Origin of the sequence: Nevskia soli DSM 19509 (assembly GCF_000711955.1) — a bacterium.
In the GTDB taxonomy this organism is placed as follows: Bacteria; Pseudomonadota; Gammaproteobacteria; order Nevskiales; family Nevskiaceae; genus Nevskia; species Nevskia soli.
The window spans coordinates 34,348-46,659 of record NZ_JONR01000011.1; the positions used below are offsets into that span (position 1 = coordinate 34,348).

Sequence of the window (12,312 nt, forward strand, 5' to 3'; positions counted from 1 at the left end):
TCCCCTCGCCGTCGGACGCGGCCTTGGCCCGGCCGCGTGCCGGCCGTGACTGACTGTTTCAACCGGGTGTGGAGACGGAGCGCCGCCGGCCCGGCCCGGCGGCGGCGACGTTCACGCCGCGTCGATCACCCGGTTGCGCTGCACGCCCAGGTCGATGGCGCCGTCCGGCGTGGCGATGCGCGACTCCACCAGGTCGCCGGCCTTGAGGTACTGGCTGCGCCCCGCCTGCACCTTCAGGAAGGCCTTCCACTTCACCGCCTCCGGCAGCAGCGCCGCAAGGCGCTGCTTGCCCGGCGAAGGCACGCTCAGCGCGCAACCGGCCGGCGTGCCGGTGGAGAGCAGGTCGCCCACGTGCAGATCCTGCACGCCGGACAGCTCGCTCAGGGTCTCGGCCGGCCCGTAGACCAGGTTCGCGACCGAGTCCTGCTGGCGCACCGCGCCGTTCACCGTGAGCTTCAGTTGCAGCTCGCGCAGCCTGGCGAAGTCGCCTTTCTCCAGCAGGCACAGGTAGGGACCGACCGGGCCGAAGGTGCGGAAGCTCTTGCCCTTGTAGAACTGCATCTGGGGGATCTGCACGTCACGCGCCGAGTAGTCGTTGACGATCACCGCACCGGCGACGTATTCGTGCAGGTTGGCGTCGGTGACGGACTGGCGCGCGGCGATGTCACGCTTCAGCACCAGGCCCAGTTCGATCTCGTAGTCGAGGAAGCGGACTTCCCTGGGCCGCAGCAGCGCGGAGTCGGCCGGCACGATGCAACTGGCCGCCTTGGTGAAGATCATGTTGAAGGTCTTCACGTCCGGGTCCATGCCGGACTCGATCATGTGCTGGCGGTAGTTCGCGCCCTGGCAGACGAACTGCTGGTTGCGCGTCACCGGCGACAGCCAGGCCACGTCCTTCTCGGCGATGCCCGGCCCGTCCAGGCGCGACAGCGCCTCGATGGGGTTCGACTGGAGGAAGGCGGCCGTGGTGGCGAAGGTGCCCGCCACCGGCGTGACGACGCCGTTGCGGACCACGCCCCACTGGGCGCGGCCCTGGTGCTCGAAATGCAGAACGTTCAGCGACATGATGTGTTCCCGTTGCCGATCAAGAGATGAAAGTCAGCCGAAGATCCTGGCCAGGGTGAGCAGCTTGCGCAGGCTCAGGTCCGGACTGCGGCGCAGGTTGCGCAACAGCAGCGCGAGATTGGCCGGCCCGAGCCTGGGCTTGGTGAAACTGCGCGGCATGGGCGCCCCCCATTGCGCCATCGCATCACGGCTGACGGCATGGATGCCGGTGGGCGCGTCGGCGGTGAACAGGTCGCCGTCGCAGTAATGCTCGTGCTTGTCGCCCCAGGGGTCCTGCCAGTAGTCGAAGATCTGGCTGCCGAGGATGTGGCGGCCGATGCCCCAGGCGTGCTTCCAGCCCCGTTCCCGCAGCAGGCGCTGGCCCATGCCCACCGCGTCGGCATCCACCACCTCGTAAGCGCTGTGGCTGTACATCGCGGCGAAGCCCTGCGCCAGCGCCAGCGTATGGTGATCGGCCGGCGCATCGCCCAGGTCCAGGCGCATGAAGGCCACCGCCGGCGAGCCGTCGGGCAGCACCTGCACATCGCTGGGGATGAAGCCGAAGTGGCGCGTGTACCAGGCGCAGGTGGCCTGGTAGTCGGCCAGCTCCAGCACCACGTGGCCGAGGCGGACCACGTCCGGCGGCGCAAGCGGCGGGCGCTGCGTCTGGTTGACGCGCGGCGTGGTGTCGGCGCTGTTGAGCGGCAGCGCCGCGCGCCGCGGCAGAGCGGCCACCGGCTCGCGGCCGCTGACCGCATGGACCACGAAGCCGGAAGGATCGCGCAGTTCCACGCGGTGGCCGCCGCCCGGACAGGTCACCGCCTGCACCGGCGAGGCGCCCGGCAGGCGCGACAGCGCTTCCAGGTCGGCGAGACGATCCACCTGCAAGCCCAGCCCGACGAAACGCGCGGCCGGCGCCTTGCGCACGACGTAGCAGAACGGCGCGCTGCCGGTGCCGCGCAGGAACAACAGGTCGCCGTCGTGCGCTACCGGGTGCAGGCCGAAATCGCGCAGGAAGCGCTCTGCCTGTTCGAGATCGGGCCGGTCGAAGATCAGATAGGCCAGCGCCGACGCCCGGGTGGTCGGGGCCGGGTGGCGTGCGGGTTGTGGCGTGCTGAGCTGCATGGTGTTCCTCATGCGGCGCGTGCGGCCGCGTGGACGGGGACCGCCTGATCTTTGGCCGGGTCTGCAGCCGGCGCGCCGAGCAGGGCCAGGCTTTCGCGCACCAGGCGCCCGGCCTCCGCCGCCGGGCCCTCGTGCAGCACGGTGCGGTCGGGCCGCACCACGGCGGCCCAGCCGAAGGGAACCACCGCCGGCAGGAAGCTGCCTTGCAGGTCTTCCCAATGCGCCGTGCCCGACAGGTGCAGGCGCTGCCCGCAATGCGTGATGCGCACGATCTCTCCGCCGGCGGCGGCGAAGGCGCGCGCGCAATCCGGGTCGAGCGCCGCGCCGGCATCGAGGCCGAAGCCGATCAGGGTGAGCGCGGCGCCGAGCACCTCGTCGCTGAGCCGGATCCCGCCGCCGGCGCCGCGCAGCAAGCCCTGCGGCAGCAACCCGCCGCGCACCAGGCGGCTGCGCGAGCGCCCCCGCACGAACAAGCCGCGCGCGAAAATGTTCTTGGGCTTGATGCCCAGTTCATCGAAGCGCGCGCGCATGCCGGGGACCAACCGCAGCAGGCGCAGCAGGCCGTGGGTCAGCACCGCGACGGCGGCGCTGCGCGGCATCACCAGCCGGCCCATCAGCTTGGCCAGGGCGATCATCGCCCTGGCATGCGGGCGCCGCTCCTGGTCGTAACTGTCGAGGATGCGCGGCGCGGCCCGGCCGCGCACCACCCAGGCCAGCTTCCAGCACAGGTTCGCCGCATCGCGCAGGCCGGCCACCAGGCCCTGCCCCACGAAGGGCGGCGTGATGTGGGCGGCGTCGCCGGCCAGGAACACATGGCCCTTGCCGAAGGTCCGCGCAACGCGCGCATGGAAGCGGTACACCGCCTTGCGCTCGATGTTCATCTGCTCCGGCGCGCCCCAGGGCGCGAGCAGTTCGCGGATGCGCGCCTCGCCTTCCATCTCCTGCCGCGTCTCGCCGGGCCGCAGCATGAATTCCCAGCGCTCGCGGCCGCCCGGCGCGCACATGTGCGGCGTGGGCCGGCGGTGATCGCAGATGAACTCGACATGGTCGATCGGTTGCGGCACCTCGAGCGCATCGACGATCAGCCAGTCCTCGCCATAGGTCTCGCCTTCGAACTGCTCGCCGATCAGCTGGCGCACCAGCGAGCCGGCGCCATCGGCGCCCACCAGGTAGCGCGCCTTCACCACGGCGCTGCGGCCCTCGCCCAGGTCCAGCGAAGCGACGACGCCGCCCGCCTCTTCGCGGAAGCCGGTCAGGCTCGCGCCGAGCAGGGTCCGCACCTCGGCGTAACACACCATACGCCGGCGCAACGCGCGCTCCAGGTCCGGCTGGTAGAAGGTGACCAGCTTGGGATGGCCGTCGATGCTGCCCAGGGTATTGACCCGCCCGAACTCGCCGAGCCAGGGCGAACGCATGCGCACGAACGGAATGGCGATGCGCTCGAAATCGTTCTCCTCCAGGCCGGCGAGCTGGAGGATGCGCAGCGCCTCGTTGTCCAGGGCGATCGCGCGCGGCGCGGTGAGAAGCTCGCGCGCCTTGTCCACCACCAGGGTGCGCACGCCGTAGCGCCCCAGCAGGTTGGCGATGGCGGCGCCGACCGGCCCGTAGCCGACCACCAGCACCTCGACCTCCGCCAGGGTTTCGGCCGGCCGGGCCGTCGCGGCCGCGCGTGAGTCTGCGCTCGAATGGGTCTCCACCTGCTCTCCGTGGTCCGGCCGGGCCGGATAGCTTGCTTTGGTGATATTAAATTCATAAATGATCATTTTGTCAATTATGATATTTCGGCCTATACTCGCCCCATCTCCACCCCGCGCCACGCCATGCCCAAGCCCACCCCGAAACGCGCCGCCGCCAAAGCTCCCGCCACCGCGGCCGCCGAACGCGAGCCGCGCGGCGCCCGCCGCAAGCGCGAGACGCGGGCGCGCCTGCTGGAAGCAGCGCTGCGCCTGATGGCGCGCAAAGGCATGGAAGGCGTGGCGATCAACGAGATCACCGAAGCCGCCGACGTCGGCTTCGGCTCCTTCTACAACCACTTCGAGTCCAAGGAAGCGATCTACGAGGCCTTGATGGACCAGGTCTTCGAGGACTTCGGCGACGCCCTCGACATCCTGGTGCGCGACATCGCCGACGTGGCGGAAGTGATCGCGATCTGCGTGCGCCACACCCTGCTGCGCGCCCGGCGCGAACCGATCTGGGGACAGTTCCTGATCCGCGAGGGCTTTTCCGCGCGGGTGCTGGAGCGCGGCCTGGGCCAGCGCCTGCTGCGCGACATCCAGAAAGGCATTGCCGCCAGGCGCTTCACCACCAAGGATCCGCTGATGAGCTTCGTCGCGGTGGGCGGAACCGTGCTGGCGGCGATCTCGGCCGAACTCCAGTTCGGCTCCGCTCAGGGCCCGCAAGCGGCAATGCTGGCAGCGCTGGGAGTCAGCGGCGAGGGTCTGGCCGGACGCGCCGCCGCTGCGATCCTCCAGACCCTGGGCCTGGCGCCGAAAGAAGCGGAGGCAATCGCCCGCCGTCCCCTGCCGGTGGTGGAAGCCGGCGGCTGAGCCTTCCCGGCGGCGGCTGCCGTGCCGCCGGCATGCGCCAGCATCCACCGGATGCACGGAGCGCGCAGGCGGATACCCGCATACCGCATCTGGTCGCCGCCCGCTTCGTCTCGAAAGTGAATTCCGCCAGGAAGGCGACCGGACCCCCATCAACCGTATCGATGGCTTCATTCCCTTGATGAATTGATTTTTTTATCTATATTGATAAAACTATCAATCTAATGCGATAGTGGACAGGGACGCGAGGGGCGCCCCGCGCAATCGAACAATGGAGGAGACCCATGGCATACGCCGTTTCACCCGCCCGCCGCCTGACGGAAGCGGAAATCGGGGAATACCGCAGCGCCGGCGTGGTGATGATCCGCAACGCGATCGAGCCGAGCTGGCTGCAGCTCATCGAAGCCGGGGTCGAGAAGGCCCGCGGCGCCATGTCCCTGCAGGGGCGCTTCATGTCGCGCAAGACGCGCGGCTACCAGATGGACACCTTCCTGTGGAAGCACGTCGACGAGTTGCGCGACGCGATCTACTACGGACCCTTCGCGCACTGGGCGCAACAGCTCATGGGCTCGAACCAGGTGCGCTTCTTCTACGACCAGATGTTCGTCAAGGAACCGGGCACCGACGCACCGACACCCTGGCACCAGGACCTGTCTTTCTGGCCGATCCGCGGCGAGCAGATCACCTCGTTCTGGATCCCGCTGGACCCGGTGACGCGCGAGAGCAGCGGGCTCATGTACGTGCGCGGCTCGCACCTGTGGCCGCAGCGCTTCAAGGCGATTTCACCGGACTACGTGGCCGCGATCATCGACGAGAAGATGGACGACATCCCGGACATCAACGCCAATCCCGGCCAGTACGAACTGCTCGACTGGGAGATGCAGCCGGGCGACATCCTGATGTTCCATCCGCTGACCCTGCACGGCAGCCACGGCAACCGCCACCGCACGCGCAGCCGCCGCGCCCTGGCGCTGCGCTGGACCGGCGACGATGTGGTGTGGGCGCCCTCGCCCAAGCGCATGCCGGTGCACTTCCGCCACGATTCGGTGGCCGGCGGCGGCCTCGCGGGCGCGGCCTTCCCGCGCATCCTGCCCTCCCCCATCGAAGCCGAGCGCGCGGCGCGGCGCGCGCCGGAACGGCCCAGCGGCGCGCAGCTGGCGGCCTCGGCCTGGAACAACTTCCAGGCGACGCTGCGCCTCAGGATGAAACACGGGAGCGCCGCGCCGCTGCGGCAGACCTGGAGCTAGTCCCGGCGCGGTCCGCCGCTCAAGCCAGCTCCGCCAGTGGCGGCAACTCGGCCGTGGCGAGGCGCCGCGCCTCATCCGGCGCGACCCCGAGGCCGCGCAGTACCAGCTCGGTCGCATCCGTTCCCGCGTCGCGCCAGGTGCGCAGCCCCTCCAGCACCAGCAGGATCGCCGAAAGCGTGGTGCCGGCGATGAGACCCACCGCGCCGTGCACCTGGTCCGGCCGTATCGTGTAGCGGCGCTGCTCGAAGCCGAGGGCGACGTCCTGCACCACTGGCCCTTTCCAGAACGCCACCAAGGATTCGCTGCGGAAGGAGAAGTGCGTCAGGAAGCGGCCCCAGTGCGGCTCCTCGTGCGCGCGGCGCACGTAGAGGCGGATGCCGATGGCGAGCCGCTGCGCGGAATCCTCGATCCCCCCATAGCTGCTGACCACGCGGCGGTTCATTTCGTCCGCCAGTTGCGAGGCCACGCTCTCGAACAGGTGATCGGTCGAATCGAGGTTGTTGTAGATCGTGCCGCGGGCAACGCCGGCGGCTTCCGCCAGGTCGCTGACGCTGACCTCGGAAGTCCCCTTCTCAGCGAACAGGCGCAGCGCGGCCTGATGGATACGCCGCTGCGCCGCCGACATGCTTGCCATCGAGCGATCGTCCTCGGGAAATGCGTGGATTGGACGGGATTGTCCAATATTCGACGCTCTGCGCGCAGTCATCGGCCATTTCCCCTCCCGGACCGATTCCGCATCAAGCCGCCGATCCGCCTTCACCGCCATAAATCCCTGCCGGATTCGAGAGTTACGCCCAGATTATAGAACACATATTGCTTTATTTGAACATTAATGTTCAAAATAGACTAAATATGTTCATAAAGCTTGCGCCATGAAGGCGGGCACGCCGGAGGAGACCAGGCGCTCAACCCCACCGTCGCGCCGCGAAATGCAGCACTTCATGGTCGTGGGGCGTGCCATGCCCGCCTGAAGCCCCCAGCCAAGGCTGGGTTTATACCGATATTCTGTGGAGGAACGAACGTGGCAGACGACAGCATTCCGGGACTCAAGTCCCGCACGGTGACATTCGGCCGGCGCAGCATCTTCGTCACCGAACTGGGTGAAGGCCACCCGGTACTGATGCTGCACGGCGGCGGTCCCGGCGCTTCGGGCCTGTCCAATTACAGCCGCAACATCCAGGCCCTGGCGCAGCACTTCCGCGTGCTGGTTCCGGACCTGCAGGGCTATGGCCGCTCCAGCAAAGGCGTGGACCGCAAGGATCCATTCGGCGATTTGGCCGACGCGATGCTCGGCCTGATGGATGCGTTGCAGATCCGGCGCGCGCATCTGGTCGGCAACTCGCTTGGCGGTGCCTGCGCGCTGCGCATGGCGCTGGAGCAGCCTGCGCGCGTCTCCGCGCTGGTATTGATGGGCCCCGGCGGCATCGGCACCACGCGCGCGCTGCCGACCAAGGGCCTGAACCTCCTGCTCAACTACTACGGCGGCAAGGGCCCGAGCCGCGACAAGCTGGCCACGTTCATCCGCGACTACCTGGTTTACGACGGCAGCCGGGTGCAGGACGCGATCATCGACGCGCGCTACGCGTCGAGCATCGACCCGGAAGTCGTCGCAGCCCCGCCGCTGCGCCGCCCGCAGAGCCTGAAGGCCGCGATCCGCATGGACCTCACCCGCGACCCGCGCCTGGCGCAATGCCGGACGCCGACCCTGGTGCTGTGGGGCACCGAGGACAAGGTGAACCGTCCGGGCGGCGGCGCCGTGTTGCAGCAGCGCATGCCCGATTGCGACCTCTACCTGTTCAGCAAGACCGGCCACTGGGTGCAATGGGAACGCGCCGAGGAATTCAACGCCATCACCGCCGCCTTCCTGGCGCGGCACAGCGCCTGAGCACGGCCATGTCGCAACACAAAGATCTGTTCGGCGCGGTCAGCCTCGGTTATATCGTGGTCGAGTCGCGGCGCCTGGAACGATGGCAGGTGTTTCTCAAGGATGGTCTCGGCCTGCACCTCGCCGCGAGCGACGCGAGCAGCGTGGCCTTCCGCATGGACAGTCATGCGCGCCGCCTGGTGGTGCAGCACGGACCGGCGGAGGACGTCGCGGCGATCGGTCTGCAACTGCGCGACGAGGCGGCACTGCAAGTGGTGCTGGAGCGCCTGAAGGTTCGCCGCATCGCAATCGAGGACGGCGGCGAGGCCGAAGCGGCGCGGCGCGGTGTGGCGCGCTTCCTGCGCGTCAAAGGGCCGAAAGGACTGCCGGTGGAGCTGTACGTCGACGCGCTCACCGGCGCCGAACCGCTGGACATGCTGGCCAGCGGCTTCGTCACCGGTGCCGGCGGCATGGGACACGTGGCCATGACCACGCGCCTGCCCGAAGCCGCCCGCAATTTCTGGCAGGAGATTTTCGACGCGCGCCTGAGCGACGAAATCGTCGAGCGGATGGCCGGCGTAACGCTGGACATCGGCTTCCTGCGCTTCAACGAACGCCATCACTCCATCGCGCTGGCGACCGTGCGCGGCCTGAAGCTCGACCCGATCCGCGCGCGTGTGCAGCATTTCAACCTGCTCGCCGCCTCGCTCGACGATGTGGCGCAGGCATTCCGCCGCTGCAAGGCCCTGGGTTTCGAGATAGCGCACGAAATCGGCCAGCACCCGAACGACAAGGAGGTGTCGTTCTACGCGCTGTCGCCCTCCGGCTTCGAAGTCGAGCTGGGCTGCAATGCGCTGACGGTAGACGAGGCCGGCTGGCGGCCGACGTCCTACCAGGGCATCAGCCTGTGGGGCCACCGGCCGCAGAACGCCTCCGCCTTCAACCGGCTGGCGATCGACGCCGGCAATTTCCGGCGCGGCCTGCTCTCGCTGCTGCGCCCCGAATACTCGCCGATCTGAAAGCAGACCATGAACAACGAACCCGAAGTCGTCATCGCCGGCCTGGGGCCGACCGGCCTGGTGCTGGCCCACGTGCTCGGCAGGCGCGGCCGCCGCGTGCTGGTGCTGGAGCGCGAGCCGCGCTTCTACGGCAACGCCCGCGCCGTCTACACCGACGATGAATGCATGCGCATCTTCCAGTCCATCGGCATGGCCGAGGAACTGCAGGCGAAGATGCTGCAGGAGACACCGGTGCAGTTCGTGCGGCCCGACGGCTCGGTGATGGGCCAGTACTTCCCGCTGAAGCGCCCGCTGGGTTGGCCGATCATCAACTTCTTCTACCAGCCCTACCTGGAGACCGCGCTGACCGAGGCCCTGGCGCGCTATCCCAACGTCGAGGTGCGGCGCGGCCGCGAGCTGGTGGACTTCAGCCAGGACGGCGCCGGCGTCAGCGTCACGCACCAGGCGACGCAGAGCGCCCGCTTCCGCGACGACAGCGATGCGCGCGCCGAGCGTACCGGCGAGGCCGATGCGCAGAGCATCCGCTGCCGTTACCTGGTAGGCGCCGATGGCGGCCGCAGTGCGGTGCGCGCCAGGCTCGGCATCGAGATGAGCGGCCGCAACTTTCCCGAGCCCTGGCTGGTGGTGGACCTCAAGGCAAAGGACGGCGAGGAAGCGTTGCGGCACATCCCCTACTTCAACTTCGTCGTCGATCCGGCGCTGCCGGTGGTGAGCTGCGTACAGCCGGACGGGCATCACCGCTTCGAGTTCATGCTGATGAAAGGCCAGACCAGGGAAACCATGGAGCGGCCGGAGACGGTGCGCGCGCTCCTGTCGCGCTTCGTCGATCCGGACAAGTTCGAGATCAAGCGCAAGCTGGTCTACACCTTCAACGCCCTGGTGGCGAACCAATGGCGCGAAGGCCGCGTGCTGCTGGCCGGCGATGCCGCGCACATGACGCCGCAGTTCATGGGCCAGGGTGCCAGTTCCGGCATCCGCGACGCCTGCAACCTGGGCTGGAAGCTGGACCTGGTGCTGTCCGGCAAAGCCGAAGACGCCCTGCTCGACAGCTACGAGCGCGAGCGGCGCGACCACGCCAAGGCGATGGTCGATGTCTCGGTGCTGATGAAGGACGTGGTCTCGATGACCCATCCGCTCAAGACGACGCTGCGCGACCTCGCCCTTAAATTGATCATGACTGTGCCGCCGCTGAAGAAGTGGTTCCAGGAAGGCGGCTTCAAGCCCAACCCGGTCTACACCAGGGGCCAGTACCTCGGACTGCCACGACGCCGCGGCCACGGGCCCGAAGGCGCCCTGGCGCCGCAGCCGCTGGTGCGCCGTCTCGATGGCCGGCGCCTGCTGCTGGACGAAGTGCTGGGTGAAGGCATCGCGCTGGTGGGCCTGGGCGTGGACCCGCGCGCCGGGCTTTCCGACGCCGCGCTGCACCTGCTTGCCGATCTGGGCGCCCGTCACGTTACGCTGTTTCCCTACGGCGAGCGGCCGCAGGGCCTGCGCGGCGTTGCCCGCAGCACCGCACCGGGCCTTGTCGAAGTGGAGGACGTCGGCGGCGAGATGGTGCGCTGGTTCGCCAGGGCGGGATTCAAATCCGATGCCGTGGCGATCCTGCGCCCCGACAAATTCGCCTTCGCGGTGGTGCGCCCAGCCGAACTGGAACCGGCGCTGCAACAGCTGCGTAGCCAGCTGCATTGGACCCCGCGCCCGCTGCCGCTGAGCAAGGCGGCCTGAGCCATGACCACGACACCGCATCATTCCCTGCAATCCGCCGCCGACGCGCTGCACCAGGCACGCGACAGCCGCCGCCCCATTGGCCGTGTTTCCGAAAGCCACGGCGTCAGCGGCATCGACCAGGCCTATGTCGTGGCAGCCCTCAACACGCAGCGGCGCATCGCCGCCGGCGCGCGCGTCATCGGCAAGAAGGTCGGCCTCACCTCGCAGGCCGTGCAGCAGCAACTGGGCGTGGACCAGCCCGACTTCGGCGTGCTGTTCGACGATATGGAGTACCTCGACGGCGAGGCGGTGCCGATGTCGCGCCTGCTCCAGCCCAGGGCGGAGGCCGAGGTAGCGTTCGTGGTCGGACGCGACCTGTCGGGGCCCGCGCCCAGCTACGGCGAATTCCTCGCCGCCCTGGCCTACGCGCTGCCCGCGATCGAGATTGTCGACAGCGCCATTGCCGACTGGAAGCTGACCCTGGTCGACACGGTGGCGGACAACGCCTCCTGCGGCCTATTCGTGGTCGGCAACCAGCCTCTGCCGCTGGGCCGGATCGAGCTTGGCGAAGCCGGCCTGCGGTTCGACAAGAACGGCCAGACCGTTTCTGTCGGCAGCGGCGCCGCCTGCCTGGGGCATCCACTGCGCGCCGCGTACTGGCTGGCGCGCACCATGGCCGCGCGGGACAGCGGGCTGCGGGCCGGTGAAATCATCCTGTCCGGCGCGTTGGGGCCGATGGTGCCGGTGGCGGCCGGCGATCTGCTCCAGGCACGCATCGGCGCACTCGGCAGCGTCGCCTGTCGCATCATCTGAGGAATTCAAAGTGAACGGAAAAATCCGGGGCGCCATCATCGGCAGCGGCAATATCGGCAGCGACCTGATGATCAAGATCATGCGCCACGGCCGGTACCTCGAGATGGGCGCGATGGTCGGCATCGACCCGACCTCCGACGGGCTGGCGCGGGCGCGGCGGTTGCACGTGGCCACCACGCACGAAGGCGCCGAGGGACTGCTGCGCCTGCCGGAATTCGCCGGCATCGACCTGGTGTTCGACGCCACTTCCGCCGGCGCGCATCTGCGCAATGAAGCGCTGCTGCGCGGCGCCAAGCCCGGCATCCGCGTGATCGACCTCACGCCCGCGGCAATCGGCCCCTACTGCGTCCCGGTGGTAAACCTGGAGCAGCACCTGGCCAGTCCCAACGTCAACATGGTGACCTGCGGCGGCCAGGCCACCATCCCCATCGTCGCCGCGGTATCGCGCGTGGCGAAGGTGCATTACGCCGAGATCGTCGCCTCGATCAGCAGCAAGTCGGCCGGCCCCGGCACACGGGCCAACATCGACGAGTTCACCGAGACCACCTCGAAGGCCATCGAAGCGGTCGGCGGCGCCGGCAAGGGCCGCGCACTGATCATCCTGAACCCGGCCGAGCCCGCGCAGCTGATGCGCGATACCGTGTACGTGCTGTCCGAGGAGGCCGACCCGGCCGCGGTGGAAGCTTCGGTGCAGGCGATGGCGAAGGCGGTGCGCGCTTACGTGCCGGGCTACCGCCTCAAGCAGGCACTGCAGTTCGAATCGATTCCGCCTTCGGCGCCGGTGCATATCCCCGGCCTGGGCCGCTTCTCCGGCCTCAAGACCTCGGTATTCCTCGAGGTGGAAGGCGCGGCGCACTACCTGCCGGCCTACGCCGGCAACCTCGACATCATGACCTCGGCCGCCCTGGCCACCGGCGAGCGCATCGCGCAGTCGCTGCTCGCCGCCTGAG

Annotated in this window: 11 protein-coding genes; 7 read left to right on the forward strand and 4 right to left on the reverse strand. The window is 68.8% G+C overall.

Annotation, left to right across the window (positions count from 1 at the left end; all coding sequences use genetic code 11):
* Positions 1 to 111 precede the first annotated feature (111 nt).
* The 3 genes from BP26_RS0107455 to BP26_RS0107465 are packed head-to-tail and all read right to left on the reverse strand — an operon-like array spanning position 112 to position 3,866.
* On the reverse strand, positions 112 to 1,065 hold the full coding sequence (locus BP26_RS0107455) for a fumarylacetoacetate hydrolase family protein (RefSeq protein ID WP_029919949.1): 954 nt from the start codon (positions 1,063 to 1,065) through the stop codon (positions 112 to 114).
* 33 nt (positions 1,066 to 1,098) lie between these two features.
* Positions 1,099 to 2,169 (reverse strand): VOC family protein, encoded by a 1,071-nt coding sequence (locus tag BP26_RS0107460; protein WP_029919950.1) that lies wholly within the window; start codon positions 2,167 to 2,169, stop codon positions 1,099 to 1,101.
* 8 nt (positions 2,170 to 2,177) lie between these two features.
* Positions 2,178 to 3,866, reverse strand: a complete 1,689-nt coding sequence (locus BP26_RS0107465; protein ID WP_051748624.1) for a bifunctional 3-(3-hydroxy-phenyl)propionate/3-hydroxycinnamic acid hydroxylase — start codon at positions 3,864 to 3,866, stop codon at positions 2,178 to 2,180.
* 123 nt (positions 3,867 to 3,989) lie between these two features.
* Here BP26_RS0107465 and BP26_RS0107470 point away from each other — a divergent pair, with 123 nt between their 5' ends.
* Positions 3,990 to 4,715, forward strand: coding sequence for a TetR/AcrR family transcriptional regulator (locus BP26_RS0107470; protein WP_029919952.1), 726 nt, complete (start codon positions 3,990 to 3,992; stop codon positions 4,713 to 4,715).
* A gap of 281 nt (positions 4,716 to 4,996) precedes the next feature.
* Positions 4,997 to 5,959 carry a phytanoyl-CoA dioxygenase family protein gene (locus BP26_RS0107475; RefSeq protein ID WP_029919953.1) on the forward strand — a complete coding sequence of 321 codons (963 nt, stop codon included), beginning with the start codon at positions 4,997 to 4,999 and terminating at the stop codon, positions 5,957 to 5,959.
* Between the two features lie 19 nt (positions 5,960 to 5,978).
* Here the strand turns inward: BP26_RS0107475 and BP26_RS0107480 are convergent, their stop codons facing one another.
* The gene (locus BP26_RS0107480) at positions 5,979 to 6,593 is read right to left on the reverse strand and encodes a TetR/AcrR family transcriptional regulator (protein WP_029919954.1); all 615 of its coding nucleotides are present in this window, start codon (positions 6,591 to 6,593) and stop codon (positions 5,979 to 5,981) included.
* Positions 6,594 to 6,980: 387 nt separating this feature from the next.
* Here BP26_RS0107480 and BP26_RS0107485 point away from each other — a divergent pair, with 387 nt between their 5' ends.
* From BP26_RS0107485 to BP26_RS0107505, 5 genes are read left to right on the forward strand one after another with little or no spacing between them, the layout of a single operon-like run.
* A complete protein-coding gene (locus BP26_RS0107485) occupies positions 6,981 to 7,844 on the forward strand; it encodes an alpha/beta fold hydrolase (RefSeq protein WP_029919955.1) in 864 nt (287 codons plus the stop codon).
* Positions 7,845 to 7,852: 8 nt separating this feature from the next.
* Positions 7,853 to 8,842 (forward strand): VOC family protein, encoded by a 990-nt coding sequence (locus BP26_RS0107490; RefSeq protein WP_029919956.1) that lies wholly within the window; start codon positions 7,853 to 7,855, stop codon positions 8,840 to 8,842.
* Between the two features lie 9 nt (positions 8,843 to 8,851).
* Positions 8,852 to 10,567 carry a bifunctional 3-(3-hydroxy-phenyl)propionate/3-hydroxycinnamic acid hydroxylase MhpA gene (mhpA, locus tag BP26_RS0107495; RefSeq protein WP_036516284.1) on the forward strand — a complete coding sequence of 572 codons (1,716 nt, stop codon included), beginning with the start codon at positions 8,852 to 8,854 and terminating at the stop codon, positions 10,565 to 10,567.
* Between the two features lie 3 nt (positions 10,568 to 10,570).
* On the forward strand, positions 10,571 to 11,362 hold the full coding sequence (locus BP26_RS0107500; RefSeq protein ID WP_029919958.1) for a 2-keto-4-pentenoate hydratase: 792 nt from the start codon (positions 10,571 to 10,573) through the stop codon (positions 11,360 to 11,362).
* A 10-nt stretch (positions 11,363 to 11,372) separates the two neighbouring features.
* On the forward strand, positions 11,373 to 12,311 hold the full coding sequence (locus BP26_RS0107505; protein WP_029919959.1) for an acetaldehyde dehydrogenase (acetylating): 939 nt from the start codon (positions 11,373 to 11,375) through the stop codon (positions 12,309 to 12,311).
* Position 12,312: the final 1 nt, after the last annotated feature.

Coding starts and splice junctions, on each gene's coding strand:
- BP26_RS0107475 (WP_029919953.1), top strand. CDS start 4,997: ATGGCATACGCCGTTTCACCCGCCCGCCGCCTGACGGAAGCGGAAATC.
- BP26_RS0107480 (WP_029919954.1), bottom strand. CDS start 6,593: ATGGCAAGCATGTCGGCGGCGCAGCGGCGTATCCATCAGGCCGCGCTG.
- BP26_RS0107460 (WP_029919950.1), bottom strand. CDS start 2,169: ATGCAGCTCAGCACGCCACAACCCGCACGCCACCCGGCCCCGACCACC.
- BP26_RS0107500 (WP_029919958.1), top strand. CDS start 10,571: ATGACCACGACACCGCATCATTCCCTGCAATCCGCCGCCGACGCGCTG.
- BP26_RS0107490 (WP_029919956.1), top strand. CDS start 7,853: ATGTCGCAACACAAAGATCTGTTCGGCGCGGTCAGCCTCGGTTATATC.
- BP26_RS0107470 (WP_029919952.1), top strand. CDS start 3,990: ATGCCCAAGCCCACCCCGAAACGCGCCGCCGCCAAAGCTCCCGCCACC.
- BP26_RS0107455 (WP_029919949.1), bottom strand. CDS start 1,065: ATGTCGCTGAACGTTCTGCATTTCGAGCACCAGGGCCGCGCCCAGTGG.
- mhpA (WP_036516284.1), top strand. CDS start 8,852: ATGAACAACGAACCCGAAGTCGTCATCGCCGGCCTGGGGCCGACCGGC.